Raw genomic sequence first — 26,058 nt, 5'->3', positions numbered from 1 at the left:
GGTTGTCGGCGGTGCTGGCACACGCGACAATCCTTGTTTGACTCAAACAAGAGACTCCCATGAGTAATCACGACCTGACGTTTGTTCCCGATCCTGATGCTGACTCCATCTCATCGGATGTTGCCGGTTTCGGCGGCATCCTGATGTCCACCCAGATCCCGACCCGTGCTGACGGCAGCCTTGAGCTGGGCGGGATTGTCGAGCAGAGCGAATGCACGCTGCAGGCGCTCAAGGTAGCGCTGGAGAAGGCGGGCAGTTCGATGGACCGGGTGTTGCACCTGACTATCTACCTGACCGACATGGCTGATCGTGCAGCGTTTAACGAAGTGTACAAACGGTTTTTTGCCAAGCCGTGGCCGGTGCGTGCGGCGGTGGGAGTGGCCTCGTTGGCGGTTGAAGGGATGCGGGTAGAAGTGACGGCGATGGCTGCGAAGCAGTCGTAAGATCAGCGTTCACGGTTAACCAGGCATACTGCGTGTACCGGATTTGCGACCGCTTCGCGATCGATCGCAGCCTCGTTCTACTCGTCAGCGACTACAAGAGGTAGGTGGCGAACTGTAGTCGCTGACGAGCCGTGCGAGGCTGCGATCGGCTGCGAAGCAGTCGTAAGATCAGCTTCCACGGTTAATCAGGCTTACCGCGTTTACCGGTTTTGCGACCGCTTCGCGATCGATCGCAGCCTCGTTCTACTCGTCAGCGACTACAAGGGTAGATGGCGAACTGTAGTCGCTGACGAGCCGTGCGAGGCTGCGATCGGCTGTGCAGCAGTCGTAAGATCAGCGTTCACGGTTAATCAGGCATGCCGCGTTTACCGGATTTGCGACCGCTTCGCGATCGATCGCAGCCTCGTTCTACTCGTCAGCGACTACAAGGGTAGATGGCGAACTGTAGTCGCTGACGAGCCGTGCGAGGCTGCGATCGGCTGCGAAGCAGTCGTAAGATCAGCATCCACGGTTAATCAGGCATACCGCGTATTCCGGATTTACGACCGCTGACGAGATCCTCCAGTTAACGACCCGACAACGGCGGTGTACGCGGCGGGATCACTCGCTTGGAGCCCGTAGCCTCAAACGCCGAAGCAAAACGCAGTAACGCCGAATCGTCATACGCACGGCCCGCAAAGGTCAGCCCCACCGGCATGCCGATATCCGCCATTACGCCCATTGGCACCGTGACCGTAGGCACGCCCAAATGCCGAATCGCCAGGTTGCCGTTGGCCACCCACACGCCATTGCTCCAGGCGATGTCCGCCGAGGCCGGATTGACATCCGCATCCGCCGGACCCACGTCGGCCACGGTCGGGAACAGCACGGCATCGAGCCCCAACCGGTCCATCCAGTCTTCCAGGTCGATTCGACGTGTCTGCTCAAGACCGCGCAGGCCGTCCGGAACGGTGCTGATCTGGTCCCACGGGGTAATCCCGCGCTCGGCCATGCGCACGTATTCGTCCATGCCCGCCGCCAGTTCGTCTTCGCGATTGGGCAGGGTGCCCGGGTCGTGAGGGAAAATCTGCGGGCCATCGACATCGGCCAACCGGTTCAGTTTTGGATCGCCGTTGGCCCGCAGGAAGTCGTCAAACGCCCAGGCCGACAACTCCCACAACTCATCATGCAAAAACGCTTTGGACACCAGCCCACGGGTAAACACTGTCGGGGCACCAGGGCGGTCGCCCTCGCAGTTGGATACCAGCGGGAAGTCGACTTCGATCACTTCTCCGCCCTGGGCTTCGATGGCCTTGCGCGCGGCTTGCCACAGATCAATGACCGAGGCGCGGGTGATGATGCGCTGCCCCGTAGGGCCGCCGATACCCGGTGACTCGCTGGTGCCGGCCTCAGGGTCGGCATTGATGTACATGCGCGGCACACCAAAGCGCTTGCCCGCCAGTGCGGCGCCATTGGCATTGAGCTCGGCATATGAAGCCGGGCGCACCGAAGCGACACTCGGGATGGACACCCAGGGTTGCAGGCGCCACAAATCGCCGCGGGTGTCCGGGTCTTCAGCCACCACCACATCGAGCACTTCCAGAAGATCACCCATGGTTCGGGCAAACGGCACCACCACGTCCATGGTCGGTGTCAGTGGCCAGTTGCCGCGCACCGAGATCACACCCCGTGACGGGGTGTAGGCACACAAACCATTGTTGGAAGCCGGGCCGCGTCCGCTCGACCAGGTTTCTTCTGCCAGGCCGAATGCCGAGAAGCTGGCCGCCGTGGCAGTGCCTGCGCCGTTGGACGAGCCGGAAGCGAAGGGGGCCGTGAGGTAGTCAGCGTTGTACGGGCTTTCGGCGCGGCCATAAACACCGCGTTGCATCCCGCCGTTGGCCATGGGCGGCATGTTGGTCTTGCCCAGGCAGATGGCACCGGCGCCGCGCAGGCGTTCAATGGTGAACGCATCGCGGTACGCCACCAGGTCCTTGAAGGCCGGGCTGCCCGACGCCGCCGTCAGGCCCTTGACCAGGTAACTGTCCTTGGCGGTGTAAGGGATGCCATCCAGCGGGCCAAGGGTCTGGCCTTTGGCCCGGCGGGCATCGGATGCCCGGGCCTCGGTCAGCACCTGCGGGTTGCGCACTACCACCGCATTGAGTGCGGTGGGAGTGTTCGGGGTGTCGTAGGCGTCGATCCGTGCGAGATAGGCCTGCACCAGTTCGACCGCCGTGGTTTGGCCGGATTCGAGCGCGGCGCGCAGTTGGGCTATGGAAACCTCGGTGACTTCAATCATGCGCTTACCGCTGGTTGCTGATGGGGGTGGCAGAGCTTATCTAAAGTCCTGCCTGCTCAGCCAGCCCATGTCGCATTTGTTGTCGTAAATCGTCACCACAGCTTCCAGGTGTAATCGATATTGACCCGCAACTCGTTGTCATCCCGGTGGCTGGCCTGTGCCGTGAAATCGTTGCGGTACCAGGCGTTGCGCAACCGCAGGGAGAGGTCCTTGAGCGGTCCGCTCTGCAGCACGTAAGAGACCTCGATGTCCTTTTCGCTCTCGCTCAGGTTCGAACCGCCGAACCGGGCCAGCTCGATATTGTCGCCACTCACGTAGCGCAGCATGCCGTTGAGGCCCGGCGCGCCCATCCCGGCAAAGTTGTAGTCATAGCGCACCTGCCAGCTGCGTTCCTTGGGGTTGAGGAACTCCGAACTCAGGGTGCCTTCGGTGATCACCAGCGGTTCGGTGCCAAACAGATACGGCATGCCGGTCTTGCCGGTCAGTTGCATGTAACCGGCGCCAAATTTATGGGCGCCCAGGCTGTAGGTCAGCATCAGTGCCGCATTGCGGTTGTCCACCGTCCCGGCTTTGGCTGCGCCGTCTTCGCCAGTGATAAACAAACGAAAATCACTTTTCAGGCTGCCGGGGCCCATCGGGCGATTGTCGACAAAGCCGTAAAAATCCTTGCGGTACAGCTGCGCCAGTTCAGCGTGGTAGTACTTGAGGGTCAGGTGCGGTGACCAGGCGTAGTCACCGCCGATAAACATGAAGCGGTTCGACTCGGCAGCACCATTGAAGCGGCCATTGGGGGAACCGACCGACATTTTCTGGTAGTCGGTTGAGTCGCGCAGGTTGATGCGGTCCAGCCAGCCGACGTGCAGCGTCAGTTGATCAATTTCCTGGGACTTCAGATACGCACCGCGAAACGTTTGCGGCAGCAGGCGGGTAGGGCTGGCGAATGCGATCGGCAAAAAGGTGCTGATGGTGCCCAGTTGCAGCTCGCTTTTCGAGACGCGGGCCTTGGCTGTCAGCCCCAGTTCCGAGTACTCATCGGCAGGTTCGCGGGTGGTGGCGTTGTAGGGCAGCAGGCCGGTGCCGGTGCGTGCGCGTGAGGAGTCCAGGCGCACACCGAGCAAGCCCTGGGCGTCCAGGCCAAACCCGACCGGACCTTCGGTGTAGCCCGAGCGCAGGTTGAGGATAAACCCCTGTGCCCATTCCCGGGCAGCGGCCTGGGGCGTTGCATTGACGTAGTTGCGATCGAAGTAATAGTTGCGCATCACCAGGTCAGCGTGGCTGTCATCGACAAAGCCGCTGGCCAACGCAGGCCCCATGGATAAAACGCAGGTGCAGGCGCTGAGCGCCCGAAGAACAGTCTTGAGCATGGCAGGTTCACTTTTATTGTTATGGGGGGGGGTGGAGCACTGCGCACCTTTCGGCGCGCAGGTTGTCAGTCTGGTGCTGCTGCGTTGCGCCGCACCGACAGGTAAAACATGGCCACGGCCGCAATCACGATGCCTGGCGCCGATGCCAGCATCACCCCGGCGGTGCCGGTGCCCAGCGCGAGCATCTTGCCGGCCACCAAGGGGCCGCTCATGGCTCCGAGGCGACCGATGGCCACCGCGCTGCCCACGCCTGTGGCGCGTATCGAGGGGCGATAGAAATGCGGTGCCAGGGCGTAGAGCACGCATTGGCCTCCAGTGGCAAAAAAACCGGCAATAAAGCCCGCCGCCAGCATGGCCGGCAGATGGCTCGCCAACCCAAGGGCGGTCAGTGACACCAGGATGCCCACATAGATCAGTGCCGACAGGGCCCAGGCGGGCAGGCGGTCCATGACCCAGCCCAGAAACAGGGTGCCGGCCGCTGCGCCAATTTGCAGGGCAAGCATCACCCAGCTGGCCTGGCGCCCGGTGAAACCCTGGCCGATCACCAGGCTGGGCAGCCAGTTGATCAGGATGTAGACCACCATCAAGGTAAAGAAATAGCTGATCCAGATCAGCGCAGTCGGCAGTGCCGCGCCCTCGCGAAACAAACCCTGAACCACACCGATGGGCGCTTCGCCCTGAACGTTGCGAAACTGCTGTGATTCGGGAAGGTAGAGCCCCAGCAGCGGCACGATCAACAGCGGCACCACGCCACCGACGTAGAACACCACTTGCCAGCCACCGGCCAGGTCGGCGATGCCGATCAGGGCGGCCAGCGCGGCGCCCAAAGGCACGCCGCAATACATCAGGCTTACCGCCGTACCGCGCAAGCGCGGGCCAGCCACTTCGCTGGTGAGGGCGATCAGGTTGGGCAGGGCGGCGCCAAGGCCTACGCCGGTGAGGCAACGTGCGACCAGCAGGCTGTTAAAGTCCCAGGCCAATGCGGTGGCAAGGGAGAACACCCCGAACAGCCCCACCGAGGCCATCAGCACGCGTTTGCGGCCAATGCGGTCAGCCAGCCATCCACCCGCGAACGCACCGGGCAACAGGCCGAAAATTCCGGCGCTGAACACCCAGCTCATGTGTAATTTATCCAGTTCGAACGCGGCAGCCATGCCTTGAGCAGCGATCCCTGCAGCCTGTAGATCGAGGCCTTCCATGAGGGCAACGAGAAAACACAGGCCGATGGTGCGGGCCATTTGCAGATTGAGTGAAGTCATGGGCTGTACCCGTTTTATTGTTGTTATGGATGAAGCAGCGATAACCCCTGTTTCTGTGGGAGCGGGCTTGCTCGCGATCGGATCAATGCGGTTCGTCAGGTAAACCGCGTTGCCTGCATCGCGAGCAAGCCCGCCCCCACAAGGGGGTAAGGAAGGCCTTAGCGTTTGAGCAGGTCCAGCGCCACGTCGACGATCATGTCTTCCTGACCGCCCACCATCCGCCGCTTGCCCAGTTCAACCAGGATGTCCAGGGTCTTGAGGCCGTACTTGGCCGCAGCGATTTCGGCGTGGCGCAAGAAGCTCGAATACACCCCGGCATAACCCAGCGCCAAGGTCTCGCGGTCAACCCGCACCGGGCGATCCTGCAACGGTCGGACGATGTCATCCGCGGCATCCATCAGCGTGTAAAGGTCTGTGCCGTGGTTCCAGCCCAGGCGCTCGGCGGCGGCGATAAACACTTCCAGCGGGGCATTGCCGGCCCCGGCCCCCATGCCTGCGAGGCTGGCATCGATCCGGTCGCAGCCTTCTTCCACCGCCGTAATCGAGTTGGCCACGCCCAGCGACAGGTTGTGGTGGGCATGCATGCCGGTTTCGGTTTCAGGCTTGAGCACGGCCTTGAACGCGCGGAAGCGATCGCGAATGTCCTGCATGTTCATCGCTCCGCCCGAGTCGGCCATGTACACGCAGGTCGCGCCGTAGCTCTCCATCAGTTTGGCCTGGGCCGCCAGCTGCTCGGCCGGGATCATGTGGCTCATCATCAGGAAGCCCACGGTGTCCATGCCCAGTTCACGGGCGTATTCGATGTGCTGCTTCGATACGTCGGCTTCGGTGCAGTGGGTGGCAATGCGCACCACCCGGGCCCCGGCGTTGTACGCGGCCTTGAGGTCGTGAACCGTGCCGATGCCGGGTAGCAGCAGGGTGGTGATTTTTGCGTGGCTGATCACGTCCGCCGCCGCTTCGATCCATTCCAGATCGGTATGGGAGGCAAAGCCGTAGTTGAAGCTTGAACCTTGCAGACCGTCGCCGTGGGCCACTTCGATGGCGTCGACGCGGGCCTTGTCCAGGGCGCGGGCGATGTCTTGCACGTTTTGCAACGAGTACTGATGGCGTACCGCGTGGCTGCCGTCGCGCAGGGTGACGTCGCTGATGTAGATCTTTTTACCGTTCATGGTTTTCCCCTCAGGCGTTGAGCATCGACAGCGCCATGCGCTCGGCGGTGGCCAAGGCTGCGGAGGTCATGATGTCGAGATTTCCGGCGTAGGCCGGCAGGTAGTGGGCGGCGCCTTCGACTTCAAGAAACACCGACGTCTTGAGGCCGGAAAACCTGCCCAGTCCGGGAATGGTCAGCGGCCTGTCTTCAGGGATTACGTCAAACTGCACGCGTTGCTTGAGGCGATAGCCCGGCACATAGGCTTGCACGGCTGCCGCCATTTCGACGACAGACGCCTCGACCAGTGCCTGGTCTGCGGCTTCGCTGAGCACAAAAACGGTGTCGCGCATCATCAGCGGCGGCTCGGCCGGGTTCATCACGATGATCGCCTTGCCCTTGGTTGCTCCGCCAATCACTTCGATGGCCCTGGAGGTGGTTTCGGTGAACTCGTCAATATTGGCGCGGGTGCCCGGCCCGGCAGATTTGCTGGCAATCGACGCGACGATTTCGGCGTAATGCACCTTGGCAACACGGGACACGGCGGCGACCATCGGAATGGTCGCCTGCCCGCCGCAGGTCACCATGTTGACGTTGAGCTGGTCGAGGTTCTGTTCCAGGTTGACCACCGGTACGCAGTACGGACCGATGGCGGCCGGGGTGAGGTCAATCAGGCGGATGCCGGGTTTGATGGCCCGCAGAAAGGCGTCGTTCTTGACATGGGCACCGGCGGAGGTGGCATCGAACACGAAGTCGATGTCCTTGAACACGTCCATGCGCGTCAGGCCTTCTACCCCTTCGTGGGTGATTGCAACACCCATGCGGGCAGCACGGGCCAGACCGTCGGAGGCCGGGTCGATGCCGACCATTGCGCCCATTTCCAGGTGCCGGGCATTGCGCAGAATTTTGATCATCAGGTCGGTGCCGATATTGCCGGAGCCGATGATGGCGACCTTGAGTTTCTTGTTCATTATTGTTGCCTCAGTTGCACGCAAGTCGCCGATTACTCGGCGCTGCTGTGTTGCGAGAAGTCCACACCGACACTGCCGATGCCTTCGATATGGGCGTCGAAACGATCACCGGCGGCCACGGCCACCATCGGCCCCAGTGCGCCGGTCAGGATGATGTCGCCCGCTTGCAGCGGATTGCCCAGGCGCGCCATGGTGCAAGCCAGCCACACGGCCGCATTGAGCGGGTGGCCCAGGCATTGCGCGCCGCTGCCACTGGAAACTTCTTCACCATTGCGGGTCATGCGCATGCCCGCATTGCGCAAGTCCAGCCCCTCTAGGCTGCGGGCCGGGCCGCCGAGTACGTAGCAGCCGCTGGAGGCGTTATCGGCCACCGTGTCGACAAAGCGGATGTTCCACTGCTGCACGCGGCTGCCGACGATTTCCAGGGCCGGGACCACCCAGCCGGTGGCGGCCATGACTTCGTCGAAGGTGGTGTCGGAGTGGGGCAGGTCATGTTTGAGGATCAAGGCGATTTCCGCCTCGATCTTGGGTTGCAACACGCGATCGATGGGTACGGTCTGGTTGTCGCCGTAGCACATGTCGGCGAACAGGGTGCCGAAGTCCGGTTGGTCCACGCCCAGCTGCGCCTGCACCTTGGGGTTGGTCAGGCCGATTTTTCGGCCCACTACCCGGCGTCCGTTGGCGACGCCGTGGGCGACATTGAGTTGCTGGATGGTGTAGGCGGCTGTCGCGTTGTCTTCACCGATCAGCTCGCGCAGGGGAGCGATGGCGCTGCCGTGGGTTTCGGCGTGGCGCAGGTCGGCGGCCAGTCGGGCCAGTGTTTCGGGAGTCGGGTTCATGGCGGTCTCGGTCATCAGTGGGTCAGGAAGTCCAGCACCATGCGGTTGAAGGTGTCGGCGTGTTCCCATTGCGCCCAGTGGCCGCAGCGGTTGAACACGTGCAGCTGCGCCTTGGGCAGCCCTGCCAGCAGGCGCAAGCCGGTGTCCATCGGTACAAAGCGGTCTTCGCGCCCCCAGACCAGCAGGGTTTCGGCGCTGATTTCGTGCAGGCGATGGCTGAAGTCGGGGAACTGCTTGGGATTGAGGGTGCTGCTTTTGACGAAGTTTTCCAGGTGGTCGCGGCGCGCCAGGAGGTTATCCAGACGGGTCTGGAACAGTTCTTCGGTCAGGCTGCTGGTGTCGAAAACGAAGACGCTCATCATCTTCTTCAGGTTCTCGATGGTCGGCTCGCGGTACAGCGCACCGATCAGCTTGATGCCTTCGGTGGGCTGGGGCACAAACGCGCTCGGGCCGCCGGTGCCGCCGCCCATGAGGATCAGTTTGCCGATGCGCTCGGGGTTTTCCAGAGCGAAGGCCACGGTGCTGTGGGCACCCATCGAGTTGCCGATGATGTGCACCCGGTCAAGGTCCAGCACATCGAGCAGGCCCTTGAGCGCCGACGCATTGAGGTTGGAGCGTGAGCCTTCGCTCACCACCGGGTCGCTTTTGCTCCAGCCCGGGCAATCGAGCAGGATCACCCGGTAACCGGCAGTCACCAGCGGTTCGATGTTGCGGTTGAAGTTGGCCCAGCCGCTGGCGCCGGGCCCGGAGCCGTGGAGCATGACCACGGTCTCGGCACCCTGGCCGACGTCGTTGTAGTGCAATTGCAGGTCCAGGTCGCCTTCCTTGATGCGGGCAAAGCGGCTGGTCGAGGCTTCAGTGAATACGCTGGCAGTGGCAGTCATGGCAGAGTTCCTTGAATTCAAAGGGGGTGGGTCAGCGGCTGCGCGCCAAGGGCGCCGAAGCCTGCAATCCATTCGGGAATCGGGCGGTAGTAGCGGCCTTCGGTTTGGTAGGGGCCAAAGGCGGACAATGCGGCGAATGCGGCGACCCAGGTTTTCACCTCATGGGTCGATTTACCGGCGAGCGCCGACAGCGCGTCATTGCCCAGTGCATCGAGGTCGCTCAAGCGGCCCTGCTCCAGCGTGTCGAGAAACTGCTGGTCCCAGACCGGATTGAGGGGATGCAGGGTGTTCTGGTCTTCGACGAAGTGCCGGGCGGCCTGGATGACCCGTTGCTGGCGTGCGGCGCGTTCATCGGCGGGCAACTGGCGGCCGCTGCCCATCAAGCGGTCGGCCATGCGGGCATCGACCTTGGCCAGCTCTGGCACCGGGGGCTGATGGGACAGGCCTCCGGAGGCCAGGAACAGCACGCGCAGGTCCAGTGATCTGGCCCACTGGCCGATGGCCTCGCCCAGCAGTCGTGCCCGCTTGAAGCCGGGCAGGGGCACGGCCACCGAATTGATGAAGACCGGAATCACCGGGCAGGTGCGCAACCCGCCCAGCAACAGTTCCAGCGGTTGGGCAAAGGCATGATCGACTTGCATTCGGTAGGACACGGCGGTGTCGATACCAGCCTCCATGACGGCTTGGGCGCAGGCTTCGGCCAGGGCTTTGGGTACGTCGAGAGGGCCGGCGGCGGTATCGAAATCACCAATGGCATCGGCGGCCATGCCAATGCAAAAGGGCGGCATGACGTCGTAGAAAAAGCCGTTGTAGTGATCGGGCCCCAGGAGCACGATCAGCTGCGGGTCGAAGCGGGCGATGCGCTCGCGGGCATCGCGGATCATGCTGTCCACTTCGGCCAGCACTTCGGGGGCCGGGTCGACGTAGCCCACCAGCGGCGTGTGTGACAAACAGTGCAAATAGGCGCTCATCTCAAGCCACCTTGCTGACGGCTGGCGTCACCTGGATGTGTGGTTGCGCGTTGAGCGCCAGGGCCAGTTCATTGCAGGCCTTGCCGAGGGTTTGCGGTGTGGCCAGCCCGGCGAGGAAGCGATCAGGGCGCAGCAGGGCAATGGACGATGAGCCGCGGGCGAACCACTCGCGCAGGCGGCCAGTGCTGTCGCCGACCCGAATCACGTCGTTGCCGGCGTCGCTCGGAGCCCTGAGCTGGACATCCGGCAGCACTTGAATAAACCGCGTGCCCAGGGTTTTCCATTGCGCAATCTGCGCCGCCGTAAGGCCCCAGGTCGGGTCGCAGCCCCAGGCGATAATGGCGAAATTCTCGCCGATCACTTCATCGAGGAGCACGGTCGCACCGGCGTCGGTCAGCACCTTGGGCTGAATGAACATCTTGCCCACCGGCGAGCCTTTTTCGCTCGGCACGATCAGGGCGCCACGGGTGTATTGCGGCATGGGCTTGAAGCGCATCTCGACGAAGTAGCGTTTGACCGGCGGCACATAGTTGAGCAGCCACGACACGCCATCGCGCAGGGTGCCCTGCCAGCGCTTGGGGGGGGCCAGTACGTGGCCGGCCAGTACCGAGAGGTCGATCATGGCCTTGGCGTGATCCCGGCGCTCCAGCTCATAGCTGTCGAGCAGGCGGTCACTGGCCAGGCCCTTGATCACCAGTGACAGTTTCCAGGCCAGGTTGGAGGCATCGCGCATGCCGCTGTTGTAACCCTGGCCTTGCCAGACCGGCATGATATGCGCGGCATCCCCGGCCAGCAGTACCCGGCCCTGGCGGAAGCGGCCTGCGAGGCGGGCGTTGTGGGTATAGACGCGACTGCGAATCAGCTCGATGCGGTCCGGGTCCGGCAGGACCTTGGCCAGCAGTTTGCGCATGTTTTCGGGCTTGCTCAGCTCGGCTTCGGTCTCGCCGGGCATCACCATAAACTCAAAGCGGCGCACGCCGTGGGGCAGGGCGGCGGACACGTACGGGCGCACCGGGTCGCAGCACAGGTACACATGGGGCGTGCTCAGGGGGTCGTTGGCGATATCCACCACGATCCATTGATTGGGCGCGGTCTTGCCCTCAAAACTGATGTCCAGGCTGCGGCGCACCAGGCTGTTGCCGCCATCGCACCCAATCAGGTACTTGGCCTGCAGGCGTTCGCTGCGACCCTCGGCGTTTTTCAGTGTGAGTTGCACACCGCTGTCGCTTTGTTCGAAGCCTTCGAGTTCGCGGCCGAACAGCACCTTGACGTTGTCAAAGCGTTGCAGGCCTTCGAACAGCACGCGGTCAGCCAGCGGCTGAATAAAGGCGTTACGGCGGGACCAGCCAAACTCATCGGTCTTGGGCTGGATGTCTGCAAAGCAGCGACCTTTGGGTGTCATGAAGCGCATCGCATGCCAGGGCGTGGTGTGCGGCAGCACGTTATCGGCAAGGCCGACGGCCTGGAATGTGCGCAGGCTTTCGTCGTCCAGGCCAATGGCGCGCGGGTAGTCGATCAGGCTGTCGAGCTTTTCCACCAAGGTGACGTTTACACCACATTGGCCCAGGTAATTGGCGATCATCAGCCCGACAGGACCAGCCCCGACAATGGCGATATCGGTGCTCAGGTCCAAGGGGGAAGCAGTGGGTGCAGAACTCATGGGTATCTCCGTACAGCGCTTTTTTTGGATTTCTTGTTGGGCGCAGTATGGAAATCGCGAAGCTGGTGAACAACGACAACCCTTGTTAGGGTGCACTCAGTGCACATCGTTGATTTACCGATAAAAATAATGGAAAACACATGAGCGAAACCGAATACAAGGCCGTGCGGGGCCTGATGCGCGGGCTATTACTGATCAACGGTCTCAACCGTTTCGACGGGGGCGCCAGTACCGCTCAGTTGGCCGAGCAGAGCGGTTTGCACCGCACGACCGTGCGTCGTTTGCTGGAGACATTGCAGGCTGAAGGCTACGTGCGCCGCAGTGAATCGGATGACAGCTACCGGTTGACCCTGAAGGTGCGTGAGCTGAGCGAAGGCTTTCGCGATGAGCAGTGGATTTCTTCAATTGCAGCGCCCTTGCTTGGCCAGTTGCTCCAGCAAGTGGCCTGGCCCACCGACCTGTGCACCCTGGATGGCGACGCGATGGTGATTCGCGAAACCACTCACCGTTTCAGTCGCCTGTCGTTTCACCGTTCGATGGTGGGGCGCCGCTTGCCCTTGCTGATGACGGCGACCGGGCGGGCGTACTTTGCGTTCTGCCCGCCGGCCGAGCGGGAAGAATTGATCGAGTTGATGATCAGTCGGGACGACTCGCAGTCGGCGCTGGCGACGGATCGCCGATTCGTCGAGCGACTGGTGGAGCACACGCGCAGCAAGGGCTATGGCGAAAACAACGCGCACTGGGGAGAAGAGCGCAAGATCGCGGCGATTGCGATCCCGGTGATGCACGAGGAGCGTGTGATGGGTTGCCTGAACCTGGTGTATATCGCCAAGGCCATGCCGGTCGAGGAAGCTGCACGGCGCTTTTTACCGGCGATGCAGGAGGTGGTGGGAAAAATTCAGGCGGGGCTGGACGCAGACAAACTGTAGCCGCTGAGGAGCGCAGCGAGGCTGCGATGGGCAGCCCTCGCATTCTCAGACAGACCGGGTGTGCAGGGTTTGCGAGCGCGGCGTGCCCCCATGACAGTGCCGGAGTGAGGGCGGAACCCGTAGAAAGTCGTGACGTATTGAATGGATATGTACTCGGCATAGGTGCGGGCGCATCGCAAAACAACTGGCACACGGGGTACATATCCGGCATCCGCGGTTAACTGAAATGATGGTTTCGCTCTTACAGCGAGTCACTTTGCAAAAGCGGCAAAGTAACCAAAGCGCTTTCGCCCCTGCGTACGGCCTTCGCTGCGCTTAGGTTCCCTCGTTCCGGTCCCGCTCCGTGGGCCCGCCGTGACGGGCCATCCCTGGCCCAACACGGCTCTCCCGGCATCCATGCCGGTCGACCCACTGCGCAGAACCTCCTCTCGGCCTCCCGAAGGGGCGGGCAGATCAAAAACAGTGCACGCCGAGGCGGCCGACCGGCCGGCCTGGTTGGTGGGTTGCATTCACGATCTGTAGTCGCTGACGAGCCGTGCGAGGCTGCGTTGGGTTTGGTGAGCCACTGCGACGTAGCAGTCGTAAAGTCAGCTTCCTCGGTTAATCAGGCATACCGCGTGTACTGGTTTTGCGACCGCTGCGCGCTCGATCGCAGCCTCGTTCTACTCGTCAGCGGCTACAACACGGAGTTGTTGGCGAATCCTGTAGACGCAGCCGTCGTAAAACCCTGCACTGGGGTGTTTTTCTATGCAGGCTGCAATCGCCAACCCAACACATTCAACACGTCACAACCATCTCGCAGTAGCAGCGCAGCAGCCGTGGCCAGATGTTTGAGATCAACCGAATCTGCCTGCTGCAATTCGCGGCTGGAGAGTCTTTCCATAAGTTGGGTTGCCGCCAGCATGCGGGCCACGGCGTTGGCGTGAAGCACATCGAGGGGCGTATTGCGGTCGATAAATAAGGCGGGGATGGTGCAGTCGATGGCGGTTAGCGGAATAAATGGATGTTGCGTCATAAGTGATGCTCCTTGTTGCTTGGTTGGAGCCACACGCTAACGTCGCCAAACGAAAACAGGTGGCCGTTGTACGCGGGTTGGCGAACCGGTAGAACAAGGAACACCGGCAGACCCGAAGATCTCCCACGTACAGCTGCCATAAAGCATCGCGATGCAAAATACACGCTCTGCCATATATCACAACAGCCCAACGTAACCATTGTTCAAGTTCCAGGTCGCCAAACCCGGTCGCCTTATCGGCGAGGGCTGACTATAGGCGTCGTGCCGATACCTCAGCAATTGGCAAACCTGTGCGAAAAATCCTGAAAGTTCGTAGTGGGGCTGGTGTTGTGCGGGGCCGCGATGGGGGGGCTTTGGTGATATCCGGCATGCATGTCTAACTGGAATATGGGTTTCGCTCTTACAGCGAGTCACTTTGCAAAAACGGCAAAGTAACCAAAGCGCTTTCGCCCCTGCGTACGCCTGTCGCCGGTGCGCAGCGGTCCCGGGATCTTTACACGTTCTTTGTCTACAACCGTTGCCAAAAGGCATCGGCCTGGGGGTTACGGTTGTCCCGCCAGCGCACCAGAATCACTTCCAGATGGTCAGACTCCATATCCGGATACAAACGTACCAGTTCCCCGCGCTCAATCAGCGGCGCAACCATGCTGTGAGGCATGCAGGCCACGCCCTGGCCGCTGGCAACCATCGGCTTGAGGGCTTCGGACACGGTGGCCTCAAACACTTGCAGCAGGCGATGGGGTTGAGGGTGACGGTTGATCTGGATACGGGACAATTCATGCAGTTGGGCACTGCGCGAGTAACTGAGCAGCGGGATCGGCTCATCGGTCTGCGCGCAATGCGCCGCCAGTGCCGGGGTGGCCACCCAGTACAGCTCGTCATGGCCCAGGGACTTGACCTCGAATTCGCTCTGGCGCGAGTAGGGCGCCGTCTTGGTATCACGGTAGAACAGGATGAAATCGCAACGCCCGGACATCAGCGCCATGTAGTAATCGTCGGTGCTTCGATAGCCAGTGTCGATCCGGGTGAACAGCGGCGATCGCGCGCTGTTCAACTGGCTGATCCAGTCCGGGAAGAAGTTGCACGCCAGGGTGTGCAACGAGGCAAAGGTCAACGGCCGATTAAGCACTTTTACGCTCTGTTCACAGTCGCGGGCCATGCGCACCAATTCCACGGCATTGGGCAGCAAGGCTTCACCGGCGGCCGTCAGGCGTACCGGGTTGCGTTCGCGGTCGATCAGGGTGGCTCCCAGGTGCGCTTCCAGCAATTGAATTCGCCGGCTCAGCGCCGATTGCGAAGAGCCGCGCATGCTGGCCGCCGCCGTGAACTTGCCGGTATCGGCCAGGGCGAGAAAGTCTTCATACCAGTCGATGTTCATCGTGTTATTCCAATATTCGATAGCGCGTCCAGCTTAGTGGATCAATAGTCGCTATCCGGCCCATGCCTCTGTCTTTATTGTGCGTCTCAACCGCCACCTGCCGTTGGATTGTGGTTGTCAGGCATAACAAGAAGAATTTTGAAGGGGCAATGATATGCACAAATTGAATAGGGTGAAGCTTTTACTTGGGGCACCACTGCTGGCGCTGCTGGTGACCGGTGCTCAAGTTGCCCAGGCAGGTGTGCTGGACAAGGTCAAGGCCCATGGCAGCGTGCGTTGCGGTGTGGCCGGCGACAAGCCGGGGTTTTCCCTGATCGACGACAAAGGTCGCTGGACCGGCATGGACGTTGATCTGTGCCGTGCCGTTGCCGCCGCCGTGCTGGGCGATGCGGACAAGGTCGAATACCTGACCACCACCGCAAAAAACCGCTTTACCGCCCTGGCTTCAGGGGAAATCGACATTCTGTCCCGGGCCGCATCCTGGACCGCCGAGCGGGTGGCCAACCTGGGGGTGGACTTCACCACGGTCTGGTTTTACGACGGCCAGGGTTTCATGACCCACGCCGCGGATGGCATCAAAAAGCTGACGGATCTGGACGGTGCAACTTTCTGCCTGTCGCCGGGCACCACGTCGGAGCAGAACCTCGAAGACTATTTCGGTCGGCGCGGCCTGACGTACAAGACGGTCGTCATCGAGAAAAGCCCCGAGCTGTACGCCGCGTTTCAGCGCGGGCGCTGCAACGCCATCTCCAATGACTCCTCCGGCCTGGCTGCCCGATTGGCGCTGATGAACAACCCTCAGGACTACGTGCTTTTGCCGGAAGTGATTTCCAAGGAGCCCCTGGGCGCCTTCGTCGCCCAAGGTGACACCACCTGGCGCAATATCGTGACCTGGACCGCCTATGCCCTGATGACGGGCGAAGAACTGGGGGTGACGTCTGAAAACGTCGACCAACTGCACAGTGACAAAACGGCGTCGACCGATATCGCCCGTTTGCTGGGCACTGAAGGCACGATCGGCAAGTCCTTTGGACTGGACAGTGACTGGGCATACCGCGCCCTCAAGCAAGTCGGCAACTACGCGCAGATCTATGACCGCAACCTCGGCCAGCAGACGGCACTGAACATCCCGCGCGGGCTGAACCGCAGCTGGAAAGACAATGGCTTGATGTACGCACCGCCGATTCGTTAAGGGAATTACTGTCATGTCGACTTTTCGTTCGCACAACCTGCGCCTGTCGAGTGTGTTGCAGCAAGGGCTGGTCCTGGCTCTGGTTGCGGCGGTCTTTTATCTGCTTTCCAGCAACGCCGCGCTGAACCTGAAAAATCTGAATATTGCCTCGGGCTTCGGGTTTTTATCCCAGCGCGCTGGCTACGACATCAGTTTTTCGCTGATCGATTACACCCCGGACGCGAGCTATGCCCGGGCCTATCTGGTGGGGTTGCTCAACACCTTGCTGGTGTCGGTATTGAGCATTGTGCTGGCAACCCTGCTGGGGGGCGCACTGGGCATGGCTCGCGTGTCGGACAACTGGCTGATCAAGCGCCTGAGCGGGACGTGCATCGAGTTCCTGCGCAACGTGCCGCTGGTGGTGCATCTGGTCTGGTGGTACGGCCTGGTACTGGCGTTGCCAGGGGTCAAGCATTCGGCTTCGCTGTTTGGCGTGGTGTTTTTGAACAACAACGGCCTGAACCTGCCGTGGCTTGCCCAAGGCAGTCAGGTCGGTTGGGGCCTGGCCCTGATGCTGCTGGGCACGCTGCTGGCCTATGTGTTTTGTCGCGTCAGGGAAGCCCGAACGCCGTGGCGCGGTTTTGCCTCCAGGCGCTGGCCTCTGCTGTTGGCCGGTGCGGTGTTGCTGCCGTTGCTGGTGTACGTTCTGAGCGATGCCCATTTGCAATGGGAAGTGCCCGTGCAGCGCGGTTTCGGGTTCAAGGGCGGGATTACCCTGGTTCCGGAGATGCTTGCCCTGTGCCTGGCCTTGTCGTTCTACAGCGCAAGCTACATTGCAGAAATCGTCAGGGGCGCCATTGAGTCGGTGCATCGCGGCCAGTACGAAGCGGCCAAAGCGCTCGGCTTCAAATCCGGGTCAACCCTGCGCCAACTGATCGTGCCGCAAGCGATCTACCCGATGATCCCGCAGATCACCAACACGTACCTGAACATCGTCAAGAACTCCTCGCTGGGTGTGGTCATCGGCTTCATGGAGCTGGTGTCGTCTACCGGCGGCACCACCCTGAACCAGACGGGCCAGGCCATTGAATGCATCGCGCTGGTCATGGGGACTTACTGTGCGATCAGTCTGGTGATCTCCCTGGGAATGAACATCTACAACCACCGCATTGGCCAGAGGGGGCACTGAACATGACCGCCATGAATCAATCACTGTCTATCCCGCTGGCACCTCCAAGATTGCCCTGGGCACAGCGGGCGCTGGCCTGGAGCCGTAGTCAGCTGTTCCCCAGTGTGGGCCACAGCCTGCTGACGCTCAGCGTGATTGCACTGTTGTGCTGGTGCATTCCTGCGGCACTCAACTGGCTGGTGTTTGACGCGACGTTCGTGGGCGACAGCGCCAAGGACTGCAACCCCGGCGGGGCGTGCTGGCTGCCGATCACCCAGCGCTGGAACCTGTTTGTGTATGGCTTCTACCCGCAAGCCGAGCAGTGGCGGGTGACCCTGTCGCTGATACTGGCGGGCGCTGCGTTTGTCCTGCTGTTTTTCAAGCGTCTGGACCGGCGCCTGCTGCTGGCGTACCTGGCCTTGCTGCCGATCGTGATGTGGTGGCTGCTCAAGGGTGGGGCCGGTTTGCCCGAGGTGTCTTCGACCAAGTTTGCCGGGATGCTGGTGACGGTCTTTCTGGGTACGGCAGGGATGATTTTCGCCTTGCCTCTGGGGATCCTGCTGGCCTTGGGCCGACGTTCAAAGCTGCCGGTTGTCCGTATGCTGTGCGTGCTCTACATCGAGCTGGTGCGCTCGGTGCCGGTGATCTCGCTGCTGTTTATGGCGTCGCTGATGATCCAGCTGTTTCTGCCGCCGGATTCGGCATTCGACATCCTGTTGCGGGTGCAACTGGTGCTGATCCTGTTTACCGCCGCCTATATGGCCGAGACCCTGCGCGGCGGTCTGCAGAACCTGCCCAAGGGGCAGTACGAAGCGGCAATGGCCCTGGGTTTTGGCTACTGGAAAACCATGGGCCAGATCATCCTGCCGCAAGTGCTCAAGCAGTCCATTGCGCCGTTGCTCACGCAATTTATCGGCCTGTTCAAGGAAACCACGCTGGTGATGATCGTCGGCGTGCTGGACATCGTCGGCATCGCCATGAGCACCGCCGTCGCACCTGAATGGGTTGAGTACGGCCATGAAATTTACGTCTTCCTGGCGATCTATTTCTTTGTCATCTGTTTTGCACTGTCGCGCTATGCCCGACATCTTGAACTTCGTATGGAGCAAAGCCGCTCATGATCATGAAACCCAAGGCAGATGCCGCCGCGATGGTGCGTATCGAACAATTGAACAAGTGGTTCGGCAATGCCCACGTGCTGAAAAACATCTCGCTGAATGTGCACGCCGGAGAAAAGGTGGTGATCTGCGGGCCGTCGGGCTCCGGCAAATCGACCCTGATCCGCTGCATCAATCAACTTGAGCAACACCAGCAGGGCCTGGTCGAAGTGCTGGGCGAGGAGCTCAATGGCAGCGTCAAGGGCCTGGAGCGTATTCGCCGGCAGGTGGGCATGTGTTTCCAGCACTTCAACCTGTTCCCGCACCTCACGGTACTGAAAAACTGCACCTTGCCCCAGACGTCTAATCTGGGCGTACCCGAGGCTGAAGCCATCGAGCGTGCGCTGGGCTTGCTGGACAAGGTCAAGATGCGCGACCACGCCAACAAGTTTCCCTCGCAGTTGTCCGGTGGCCAGCAACAACGTATCGCCATTGCCCGGGCATTGTGCATGCAACCCAAGGTTATGCTGTTCGACGAACCGACTTCGGCCCTGGACCCGGAAATGATCGCCGAAGTACTGGACGTGATGACCAGCCTCGCCCAGGAAGGCATGACCATGATTTGCGTGACCCATGAAATGGGTTTTGCCCGTAAGGTCGCAGACCGGATCGTATTCATGGACCAGGGCGAAATCGTCGAAGAAGCCCCCCCCGAGCGGTTTTTCTCGGCCCCGGAATCACCGCGTACCCAACGCTTTTTGAGCCAGATAATTAATCACGGAGTGCATGCGCAATGACTCAATCCATAGCGATGGCCCTGCATGGCGGCGCCGGTGTCCTGATGCCCGGTGTATTGACCCAGGATGACGAACAGGCAATCCACGCCGCGCTGCTGCAGGCCCTCAGGGCCGGCGTTGATGTGCTGGAGCAGGGCGGCAGCAGCCTGGACGCCGTGCAGGCAAGCGTAGTCGAACTGGAAGAGTGTCCGTGGTTCAACGCGGGTAAAGGTGCGGTATTTACCCATGCCGGAGACCACGAACTGGACGCGGCGATCATGAACGGCGCTAACCTCGAAGCCGGTGCGGTGGCTGGGGTGCACCACGTGCGCAACCCCATTTGCGGCGCCCGGGCAGTCCTGGAACACAGCGAACATGTGCTGCTGGCAGGCGCGGGGGCGGATCTGTTCCTGTCCGAGCAACCTGACCTGGAGCACGTCAGCAACGACTGGTACGACACCCCCTTGCGTCGTCGTCAGTGGGCTGCCCAGCAGCAACAACCGGAGACGGTGCTGCTGGAACCGGGAGGCGTGGAGAAAAAGTTTGGCACCGTGGGGGCCGTGGCACTGGACCGACAGGGGCATGTTGCGGCGGCCACCTCTACCGGCGGCATTACCAACAAACGCTACGGACGCGTGGGTGACTCGCCGCTGATCGGCTCCGGCACCTGGGCGGATGACCGCAGTGCCGCGATCTCGGCGACCGGCCACGGCGAATTCTTCATGCGTACCGTGGTGGCGCACAATATTGCGTCGCGTATCCGGCTGGTGGGATCAACCCTTGCGGATGCCTGTGAGCAGGTTGTGCAGGGCGAGCTCAAGACCTTGGGAGGCAACGGCGGCGTGGTGGCGGTGTCACCGTCCGGCGAGACCGTGTTGAGCTTCAATACGCCCGGCATGTACCGCGCCTGGCGCGATGCCGAGGGTGGTTTGCACACGGCGATCTATGCCGAGGATGATCGTCTGCATCCTCTTTGAGTCTGTTGACCCGTGGGGCGGCTGGAGACTAGTCTCGATCTCCTTTCGCCTCATGGAGTGAACACATGATCACGTGCTATCTGCGTTATGTCATTGACCCTTACAAGCTGGCCGAATTTGAAGCGTACGGGCGAATCTGGATACCCCTGGTCGAGAAATTCGGCGGTCAGCACCACGGCTACTTCCTGCCCTCGGAAGGCGCCAACAACATTGCCCTGGCCATGTTTACCTTCCCCAGCCTTGCGGCCTATGAAGACTACCGCGAGCGCTCAAAAACCGATGCCGAATGCATTGCCGCCTTCAAACTGGCTGAAGACAATCGCTGCATCCTGAGTTACGAGCGAAGCTTCTTTAAACCGGTATTTGAGTGACCCGAGCGGGTCTCACAGGGGCCGTTGCTGTTGGCACACGTCGTTTCGGTTTGGTTCAACCCGCAAACCAAGTGCCGACGACAAATCACTGACTGATGGAGAATCCCCACATGGCAACCGCATCCGCAACTATCGATATTCCCGCTCCAGCCGATCAGGTCTGGCAATTGATCGGCGGCTTTGGCTCGCTGCCGGACTGGTTGTCGTTTGTTGTAAAAAGCGAACTGAGTGAAGGCGGGCGCTTGCGTACTCTGCGTACCGAGGACGGTACGGTGATTGTCGAACGGCTTGAAAGCTTCGACAACGGGAGCAAGGCCTACAGCTACTCCATTACTCAGGCGCCGTTCCCGGTGACGGATTACCTGGCCACTCTGCGTGTGGAAGCCCACGGCGCAGGTGCCCGGGTGACCTGGTCGGGGCGGTTTACCCCGAGCGGGGTAAGCGATGACGAGGCCCAAGAGCTGTTTTCAGGCATCTATCAGGGCGGGCTGACGGCGCTGCGAAGCAATTTTCCAGGTTGAGCACAGGGCTGCGAGATATGGGTAAAAAATACCCATAAATAGCGCGGTGATAGCAATTTTGAATAAGACTGGATCCAAAAAACAAATAAAAAACGTGGCTATTTAATGACTTAGGTCAGTATTGGTTTGAAATAAATTGTGCAGAATCACTTGTTACTGATTGTTACGATAGGGTAAGATCGCCCTGCGTTCACCTACCACGGTTTATGCATTTTTAAGCCCCAAGTTTCCATCAGCTACTTGGGCTTTTTTTTGTCTGAAATTTGATATTGGATCCAATTTGCAGGCATAAAAAAGGCGCCATATGCTGGCGCCTCCAGGCCAATACCGAGCCCTATTTGATCGCCAGGGAACTCCACTCGCCGTTCACCAGACGCTTCAAACCCAACGGGTTGCTGTTTTGCAACGCTTCGGGCAGTTGGGCGTCGGGATAGTTCTGGTAGCAGACCGGACGCAGGAAACGGTCAATCGCCAATGAGCCAACCGACGTACCGCGTGAGTCGGAAGTCGCCGGGTATGGGCCGCCGTGAACCATCGCGTCGCACACTTCGACGCCGGTAGGGTAGCCATTGACCAGAATCCGCCCGACCTTTTGCTCAAGGATCGGCACCAGCCACTGATACTGCGCAAGGTCATCCTGTTCGCCGATCAGGGTGGCGGTCAATTGGCCGCGCAAGGCCAGCAGGGCCGCTTTTAACTGCGCATCGCTGTCGACTTCGATAAGGATGGTCGTGGGACCAAACACCTCCTCCTGCAACAGCGGATCCTTGTCCAGCAGCAGGCTGACATCGGCCTTGAACAATTGTGGTTGCGCTTGCGATCCCGACTGGGTGTGGCCGGCCAGGTGGGTGATGCCCGGATGGCTGAGCAGATGCTCCACGCCCTTGGCGTAGTTGCGCAGCCCGCCTGCGTTGAGCAGGGTGTGCGGCGCCTGTTCGGCCATGTGCCGGGTCAGTTGCTCGACAAAGGCAGAGAACTGGGCGCTACGCAGGCCGATCACCAGGCCGGGATTGGTGCAGAACTGTCCGCCGCCCTGAGTGACCGATGCCGACAGGTCTTTGGCGACAGCCTCGCTGCGTGAGGCCAGGGCCTGAGGCAGCAGGATCACCGGGTTGATGCTCGACATCTCGGCGAATACCGGGATGGGTTGCTCGCGTTCGGCGGCCATTTTGCTCAGTGCGTTGCCGCCGTGCAGCGACCCGGTAAAGCCCACGGCCTGAATGGCCGGGTGCTTGACCAGCTGTTCGCCGACTCCGGCGCCGAAGATCATGTTGAACACACCCTTGGGCATGCCGGTCTTTTCAGCCGCACGAATAATTGCGCAGCCCACCTGGTCGGCGGTTGCCATGTGCCCGCTGTGTGCCTTGAAAACCACCGGGCAGCCCGCTGCAAAGGCGGCCGCGGTGTCGCCACCGGCAGTGGAAAAGGCCAGTGGAAAGTTGCTGGCACCGAAGACGGCCACAGGCCCGACGCCGATCCGGTACTGACGCAGATCCACCCGTGGCAGCGGTTTGCGATCCGGCAGGGCCAGATCGATTCGTGCGCCTAAAAAGTCGCCACGGCGCAGCACGGTTGCGAACAGGCGCATTTGCCCGCTGGTACGGCCGCGCTCACCTTGAATGCGTCCTGCGGGCAGGGCGGTTTCCCTGCACACCAGGGCGACAAAGTCGTCGCCCAGCTGATCTATTTCGTCAGCAATGGCGTCCAGGAATTCGGCGCGGCGTTCAGGAGACAGTTGGCGAAACGGTACAAAGGCCTCGGCGGCGGCGTTGGCGGCACGGTCCACTTCTTCTGGCGTGGCCTGATAAAAGAGCACTGGCAGTGCTTCTCCGGTGCTGGCATCCAGGCTTTGTACCGTGACGGTTCCGGCAGCGCTGCGGCTGCCGCCGATAAAGTTGTGGCCAGTTACGGTCGACATCGTTTCGATCCTCGCTAGAGTGATAAATGCGCTGTGGGGTGCTCAGCGCACAAGACAGGGTTTTTTGTTGTCGTATTTCCAGCCCGGAACAATGTACTGCATGGCGACGCTATCATCCCGTGCGCCAAGGCCCATGCCTTTGTACAGTTCGTGGGCCTTGGCCACGGCGTCCATGTCGATGTCCACGCCCAGGCCGGGTCTGGCCGGAACCTTGATGTGACCGTCGACAATTTTCAGCGGCTCGCGGGTCAGGCGCTGACCATCCTGCCAGATCCAGTGAGTATCAATGGCGGTGATTTCTCCCGGTGCGGCGGCTGCGACCTGGGTGAACATGGCCAGGGAAATATCAAAGTGGTTGTTGGAGTGCGAGCCCCAGGTCAGGCCCCACTCGTGGCACATTTGCGCGACGCGTACCGAACCTTGCATGGTCCAGAAGTGCGGGTCGGCCAGGGGAATATCCACGGCCTGGGATTGAATGGCGTGACCCATCTCGCGCCAGTCCGTGGCAATCATGTTGGTGGCGGTGGGCAACCCGGTAGCGCGACGGAACTCGGCCATCACCTCGCGTCCCGAGTAACCGTTTTCGGCACCGCAGGGGTCTTCGGCATAGGCCAGTACGCGGTGTTGATCGCGGCACAGGGCCACGGCCTCCTTGAGTGACCAGGCGCCATTGGGGTCCAGGGTGATGCGGGCAGTGGGGAAGCGTTCGGCCAGTGCGGTGACCGCTTCGATCTCTTCGGCACCGCGCAGCACGCCGCCTTTAAGCTTGAAGTCGTTAAAGCCATATTTGGCCTGAGCCGCTTCTGCCAGGCGGACGATGGCTTGCGGGGTCAGGGCTTTTTCATGGCGCAGACGGAACCAGTCATCAGCCTCGGCTTCATCGCGGTAGGCCAGATCGGTCTGCTGGCGATCGCCAATGTAAAACAGGTAGCCGAGCATCTTTACCGCATCCCGTTGCTGGCCTTCGCCGAGCAGGGCTGCCACTGGCACTTCCAGGAACTGACCGAGCAAGTCGAGCAGGGCTGCCTCCATTGCCGTGACGGCGTGGATGGTGATGCGCAGGTCAAAAGTCTGCAGGCCACGACCCGCCGAGTCACGGGCGGCGAAGGTGGTACGCATGGCGTTGAGAATGCTCTGGTAGTTGCCGATGGGCTGGCCCACGACCAGATTGCGTGCGTCTTCCAGGGTCTCGCGGATGCGTTCACCGCCAGGCACTTCGCCAACGCCGACATTGCCGCTGCTGTCCTTGAGGATAACGATATTGCGAGTAAAGAAAGGGCCGTGGGCGCCGCTGAGGTTGAGCAGCATGCTGTCATGACCGGCCACCGGGATAACCTGCAGGCTGGTGACGATCGGGGCTTTTGTGGCGTGGTGTTGATGTTCGGCGTTCATTGTCTGTTCCTTGTCAGGCAGGTTGCAGGGCGGCGGGGGTCGCAGCAGCGGGGGTGGGTTTGGTCTTGGCAAAGAACACGATGATTGCCGCAATGATCGATGTACCGGCCAGGCCATAGAGCCCGCCCTGGATCGAACCGGTGGTTTGCTCCAGGAAACCGAAAGTGGTGGGCGCAACGAATCCGCCGAGGTTGCCGATGGAGTTGATCAGTGCGATCACGGCTGCCGCGATGCGTGCATCCAGATAACCCTGGGGGATGGGCCAGAACAGCGCCGATGCCGATTTGAAACCGATGGCGGCGAAGCAGATGGCAATAAACGCAAATATCGGGCCGCCGGTGGTCGACAGGAACATGCCCAGGGCAGCAATCAGCAGGGCCGTCGCAATCCAGGCCTGCTGGTATTTGAAGCGGCTGGCCAGTGACGCAAACGCATACATGGCAATAATGGAAATCAGCCACGGGATCGAGTTGAAAAAGCCCACCTGCATGTCGCTCAAGTCACCCATTTTCTTGATGATGCTGGGCAGCCAGAAGGTCGCGGCGTAAATGGTCAGCTGGATGCAGAAATAGATCGCGCAGAACAGCATGATCTGGCGGTCCTTGAGCAGCTTGAGCATGCTCGGTTTGACGATGTTGACGGCATCCCGCTCGCGCTGCTCGCGGTCAATCTCGTTCACCAGGGCATCTTGTTCCTCACGGCTGAGCCATTTGGCGTCATGGGGCTTTGAGTCCAGCCAGTACCAGACAAAGCCGCACAAAAACACCGAGGCCATGCCTTCGATGATGTACATCCACTGCCAGCCATGCAGGCCCATGCCGGTGATTTGCAATAGCAGGCCGGACAACGGGCCCGAGATCAGGGACGCCAGTGCCGAACCGCTGAGGAAGATGGCAATCGCCTTGCCACGCTCGGCGCCAGGCAGCCAGCGGGTGAAGTAGTAAATCACTCCTGGAAAGAATCCCGCTTCGGCCACGCCGAGCAGAAAGCGCAGGATATAAAAGTGGGTTTCGTTCTGGATAAAGGCCATCAGGGTTGCGGTGATGCCCCAGGTGAACATGATCCGGGTCAGCCAGATACGGGCGCCGACTTTTTGCAGCAGCATGTTGGACGGCACTTCAAACAGCGCGTAGCCGATGAAGAACAGACCGGCACCGAAGCCATAGGCGGCTGCGCCAATACCCAGGTCGTGCTCCATGTGGGTGCGCACAAAGCCGATGTTTACGCGGTCAATGTAGTTAACGATAAACATGATGACGAAGAGCGGCAGCACATGCCTCTTCACCTTTTGGATCGCGCGCGCCAGTACGGGGTCGTTGGCGTGCGCAGCAGACGGATTGCTGGAAGTGTTCACAAGTCGAAGCCCCACTGATTATTGTTATGCGGGTGATATGTGCCGGAGGATGCGCCTTCGGTTGACGGACATCATACGAGTTGACTTTTGTCATCGCAATGCCTCGTAACAAACCGATAAGTTATAAAAAACAGGTTTTAAATGCATTTAACAGGTTTTTTCCCTGTTTAGAGCGCTT

At 60.9% G+C, this 26,058-nt stretch carries 23 protein-coding genes; 9 read left to right on the top strand and 14 right to left on the bottom strand.

The window, feature by feature from the left end:
- Positions 1-59: 59 nt before the first annotated feature.
- Positions 60-443, top strand: a complete 384-nt coding sequence (locus VSQ83_RS14730; RefSeq protein WP_048351613.1) for a RidA family protein — start codon at positions 60-62, stop codon at positions 441-443.
- Positions 444-1,008: 565 nt separating this feature from the next.
- Here VSQ83_RS14730 and VSQ83_RS14725 read toward each other — a convergent pair.
- The 9 genes from VSQ83_RS14725 to VSQ83_RS14685 form a co-directional block, all read right to left on the bottom strand.
- A complete protein-coding gene (locus VSQ83_RS14725) occupies positions 1,009-2,718 on the bottom strand; it encodes an amidase (RefSeq protein WP_326427105.1) in 1,710 nt (569 codons plus the stop codon).
- Between the two features lie 92 nt (positions 2,719-2,810).
- Positions 2,811-4,082: an OprD family porin gene (locus VSQ83_RS14720; RefSeq protein ID WP_133077574.1), complete on the bottom strand. Its 1,272-nt coding sequence runs from the start codon at positions 4,080-4,082 to the stop codon at positions 2,811-2,813.
- A 65-nt stretch (positions 4,083-4,147) separates the two neighbouring features.
- Complete coding sequence (gene mhpT, locus VSQ83_RS14715; protein WP_326427104.1) at positions 4,148-5,341, bottom strand: 3-(3-hydroxy-phenyl)propionate transporter MhpT; 1,194 nt, start codon at positions 5,339-5,341, stop codon at positions 4,148-4,150.
- A 158-nt stretch (positions 5,342-5,499) separates the two neighbouring features.
- Positions 5,500-6,510 (bottom strand): 4-hydroxy-2-oxovalerate aldolase, encoded by a 1,011-nt coding sequence (dmpG, locus tag VSQ83_RS14710; RefSeq protein WP_046808984.1) that lies wholly within the window; start codon positions 6,508-6,510, stop codon positions 5,500-5,502.
- A 10-nt stretch (positions 6,511-6,520) separates the two neighbouring features.
- Positions 6,521-7,459, bottom strand: a complete 939-nt coding sequence (locus VSQ83_RS14705) for an acetaldehyde dehydrogenase (acetylating) (protein ID WP_219261199.1) — start codon at positions 7,457-7,459, stop codon at positions 6,521-6,523.
- Between the two features lie 32 nt (positions 7,460-7,491).
- Entirely contained in the window at positions 7,492-8,298 is an 807-nt protein-coding gene (mhpD, locus tag VSQ83_RS14700) for a 2-keto-4-pentenoate hydratase (RefSeq protein WP_219261270.1), read from the bottom strand.
- Positions 8,299-8,312: 14 nt separating this feature from the next.
- Positions 8,313-9,182, bottom strand: coding sequence for an alpha/beta fold hydrolase (locus tag VSQ83_RS14695; protein WP_219261200.1), 870 nt, complete (start codon positions 9,180-9,182; stop codon positions 8,313-8,315).
- A 17-nt stretch (positions 9,183-9,199) separates the two neighbouring features.
- Positions 9,200-10,153 carry a 3-carboxyethylcatechol 2,3-dioxygenase gene (mhpB, locus tag VSQ83_RS14690; RefSeq protein WP_133077577.1) on the bottom strand — a complete coding sequence of 318 codons (954 nt, stop codon included), beginning with the start codon at positions 10,151-10,153 and terminating at the stop codon, positions 9,200-9,202.
- Between the two features lies 1 nt (position 10,154).
- Entirely contained in the window at positions 10,155-11,813 is a 1,659-nt protein-coding gene (locus VSQ83_RS14685; protein WP_133077578.1) for a bifunctional 3-(3-hydroxy-phenyl)propionate/3-hydroxycinnamic acid hydroxylase, read from the bottom strand.
- A gap of 140 nt (positions 11,814-11,953) precedes the next feature.
- Here VSQ83_RS14685 and VSQ83_RS14680 point away from each other — a divergent pair, with 140 nt between their 5' ends.
- A complete protein-coding gene (locus tag VSQ83_RS14680; protein WP_326427103.1) occupies positions 11,954-12,742 on the top strand; it encodes a DNA-binding transcriptional regulator in 789 nt (262 codons plus the stop codon).
- Positions 12,743-13,487: 745 nt separating this feature from the next.
- Here the strand turns inward: VSQ83_RS14680 and VSQ83_RS14675 are convergent.
- Both VSQ83_RS14675 and VSQ83_RS14670 read right to left on the bottom strand, forming a co-directional pair.
- Positions 13,488-13,757: a short-chain dehydrogenase gene (locus VSQ83_RS14675; RefSeq protein ID WP_326427102.1), complete on the bottom strand. Its 270-nt coding sequence runs from the start codon at positions 13,755-13,757 to the stop codon at positions 13,488-13,490.
- A 508-nt stretch (positions 13,758-14,265) separates the two neighbouring features.
- Complete coding sequence (locus VSQ83_RS14670) at positions 14,266-15,135, bottom strand: LysR family transcriptional regulator (RefSeq protein WP_219261203.1); 870 nt, start codon at positions 15,133-15,135, stop codon at positions 14,266-14,268.
- A gap of 154 nt (positions 15,136-15,289) precedes the next feature.
- On the opposite strand from VSQ83_RS14670, the gene VSQ83_RS14665 reads away from it, so the two are divergent.
- The 7 genes from VSQ83_RS14665 (at position 15,290) to VSQ83_RS14635 (ending at position 21,216) form a co-directional block, all read left to right on the top strand.
- Complete coding sequence (locus VSQ83_RS14665; protein ID WP_133077581.1) at positions 15,290-16,327, top strand: amino acid ABC transporter substrate-binding protein; 1,038 nt, start codon at positions 15,290-15,292, stop codon at positions 16,325-16,327.
- A 13-nt stretch (positions 16,328-16,340) separates the two neighbouring features.
- Positions 16,341-17,495 carry an amino acid ABC transporter permease gene (locus tag VSQ83_RS14660; protein WP_326397736.1) on the top strand — a complete coding sequence of 385 codons (1,155 nt, stop codon included), beginning with the start codon at positions 16,341-16,343 and terminating at the stop codon, positions 17,493-17,495.
- A 2-nt stretch (positions 17,496-17,497) separates the two neighbouring features.
- Positions 17,498-18,595, top strand: a complete 1,098-nt coding sequence (locus tag VSQ83_RS14655; RefSeq protein ID WP_133077583.1) for an amino acid ABC transporter permease — start codon at positions 17,498-17,500, stop codon at positions 18,593-18,595.
- Positions 18,592-19,368: an amino acid ABC transporter ATP-binding protein gene (locus VSQ83_RS14650; RefSeq protein ID WP_133077584.1), complete on the top strand. Its 777-nt coding sequence runs from the start codon at positions 18,592-18,594 to the stop codon at positions 19,366-19,368. The genes VSQ83_RS14655 and VSQ83_RS14650 overlap by 4 nt, the downstream gene beginning before the upstream one ends.
- The gene (locus VSQ83_RS14645) at positions 19,365-20,324 is read left to right on the top strand and encodes an isoaspartyl peptidase/L-asparaginase family protein (RefSeq protein ID WP_219261206.1); all 960 of its coding nucleotides are present in this window, start codon (positions 19,365-19,367) and stop codon (positions 20,322-20,324) included. Before VSQ83_RS14650 ends, VSQ83_RS14645 begins: the two co-directional genes overlap by 4 nt.
- 65 nt (positions 20,325-20,389) lie before the next feature.
- Positions 20,390-20,695 (top strand): NIPSNAP family protein, encoded by a 306-nt coding sequence (locus VSQ83_RS14640; protein ID WP_048351632.1) that lies wholly within the window; start codon positions 20,390-20,392, stop codon positions 20,693-20,695.
- Between the two features lie 110 nt (positions 20,696-20,805).
- Positions 20,806-21,216, top strand: coding sequence for an SRPBCC family protein (locus tag VSQ83_RS14635; RefSeq protein WP_326397737.1), 411 nt, complete (start codon positions 20,806-20,808; stop codon positions 21,214-21,216).
- A 334-nt stretch (positions 21,217-21,550) separates the two neighbouring features.
- On the opposite strand, the gene VSQ83_RS14630 is transcribed toward VSQ83_RS14635, so the two are convergent.
- Genes VSQ83_RS14630 through VSQ83_RS14620 form a run of 3 tightly spaced genes read right to left on the bottom strand, consistent with a single transcriptional unit; the run spans position 21,551 to position 25,880 of the window.
- On the bottom strand, positions 21,551-23,134 hold the full coding sequence (locus tag VSQ83_RS14630) for an aldehyde dehydrogenase (NADP(+)) (RefSeq protein ID WP_326427101.1): 1,584 nt from the start codon (positions 23,132-23,134) through the stop codon (positions 21,551-21,553).
- 42 nt (positions 23,135-23,176) lie between these two features.
- Positions 23,177-24,526 carry a glucarate dehydratase gene (gene gudD / locus VSQ83_RS14625; RefSeq protein WP_133077588.1) on the bottom strand — a complete coding sequence of 450 codons (1,350 nt, stop codon included), beginning with the start codon at positions 24,524-24,526 and terminating at the stop codon, positions 23,177-23,179.
- Positions 24,527-24,539: 13 nt separating this feature from the next.
- The gene (locus VSQ83_RS14620) at positions 24,540-25,880 is read right to left on the bottom strand and encodes an MFS transporter (RefSeq protein WP_133077589.1); all 1,341 of its coding nucleotides are present in this window, start codon (positions 25,878-25,880) and stop codon (positions 24,540-24,542) included.
- Positions 25,881-26,058 lie beyond the last annotated feature (178 nt).

The organism is Pseudomonas sp. DSV-1 (assembly GCF_035830915.1).
Taxonomy (GTDB): domain Bacteria; phylum Pseudomonadota; class Gammaproteobacteria; order Pseudomonadales; family Pseudomonadaceae; genus Aquipseudomonas.
This window is presented reverse-complemented; position numbering and strand designations above follow the sequence as displayed.

Coding starts and splice junctions, on each gene's coding strand:
- VSQ83_RS14685 (WP_133077578.1), bottom strand. CDS start 11,813: ATGAGTTCTGCACCCACTGCTTCCCCCTTGGACCTGAGCACCGATATC.
- VSQ83_RS14730 (WP_048351613.1), top strand. CDS start 60: ATGAGTAATCACGACCTGACGTTTGTTCCCGATCCTGATGCTGACTCC.
- VSQ83_RS14680 (WP_326427103.1), top strand. CDS start 11,954: ATGAGCGAAACCGAATACAAGGCCGTGCGGGGCCTGATGCGCGGGCTA.
- VSQ83_RS14695 (WP_219261200.1), bottom strand. CDS start 9,182: ATGACTGCCACTGCCAGCGTATTCACTGAAGCCTCGACCAGCCGCTTT.
- VSQ83_RS14665 (WP_133077581.1), top strand. CDS start 15,290: ATGCACAAATTGAATAGGGTGAAGCTTTTACTTGGGGCACCACTGCTG.
- VSQ83_RS14655 (WP_133077583.1), top strand. CDS start 17,498: ATGACCGCCATGAATCAATCACTGTCTATCCCGCTGGCACCTCCAAGA.
- mhpD (WP_219261270.1), bottom strand. CDS start 8,298: ATGAACCCGACTCCCGAAACACTGGCCCGACTGGCCGCCGACCTGCGC.
- VSQ83_RS14635 (WP_326397737.1), top strand. CDS start 20,806: ATGGCAACCGCATCCGCAACTATCGATATTCCCGCTCCAGCCGATCAG.
- mhpB (WP_133077577.1), bottom strand. CDS start 10,153: ATGAGCGCCTATTTGCACTGTTTGTCACACACGCCGCTGGTGGGCTAC.
- VSQ83_RS14675 (WP_326427102.1), bottom strand. CDS start 13,757: ATGACGCAACATCCATTTATTCCGCTAACCGCCATCGACTGCACCATC.
- VSQ83_RS14640 (WP_048351632.1), top strand. CDS start 20,390: ATGATCACGTGCTATCTGCGTTATGTCATTGACCCTTACAAGCTGGCC.
- VSQ83_RS14670 (WP_219261203.1), bottom strand. CDS start 15,135: ATGAACATCGACTGGTATGAAGACTTTCTCGCCCTGGCCGATACCGGC.
- VSQ83_RS14650 (WP_133077584.1), top strand. CDS start 18,592: ATGATCATGAAACCCAAGGCAGATGCCGCCGCGATGGTGCGTATCGAA.
- VSQ83_RS14705 (WP_219261199.1), bottom strand. CDS start 7,459: ATGAACAAGAAACTCAAGGTCGCCATCATCGGCTCCGGCAATATCGGC.
- mhpT (WP_326427104.1), bottom strand. CDS start 5,341: ATGACTTCACTCAATCTGCAAATGGCCCGCACCATCGGCCTGTGTTTT.
- VSQ83_RS14725 (WP_326427105.1), bottom strand. CDS start 2,718: ATGATTGAAGTCACCGAGGTTTCCATAGCCCAACTGCGCGCCGCGCTC.
- gudD (WP_133077588.1), bottom strand. CDS start 24,526: ATGAACGCCGAACATCAACACCACGCCACAAAAGCCCCGATCGTCACC.
- VSQ83_RS14660 (WP_326397736.1), top strand. CDS start 16,341: ATGTCGACTTTTCGTTCGCACAACCTGCGCCTGTCGAGTGTGTTGCAG.
- dmpG (WP_046808984.1), bottom strand. CDS start 6,510: ATGAACGGTAAAAAGATCTACATCAGCGACGTCACCCTGCGCGACGGC.
- VSQ83_RS14720 (WP_133077574.1), bottom strand. CDS start 4,082: ATGCTCAAGACTGTTCTTCGGGCGCTCAGCGCCTGCACCTGCGTTTTA.
- VSQ83_RS14645 (WP_219261206.1), top strand. CDS start 19,365: ATGACTCAATCCATAGCGATGGCCCTGCATGGCGGCGCCGGTGTCCTG.
- VSQ83_RS14630 (WP_326427101.1), bottom strand. CDS start 23,134: ATGTCGACCGTAACTGGCCACAACTTTATCGGCGGCAGCCGCAGCGCT.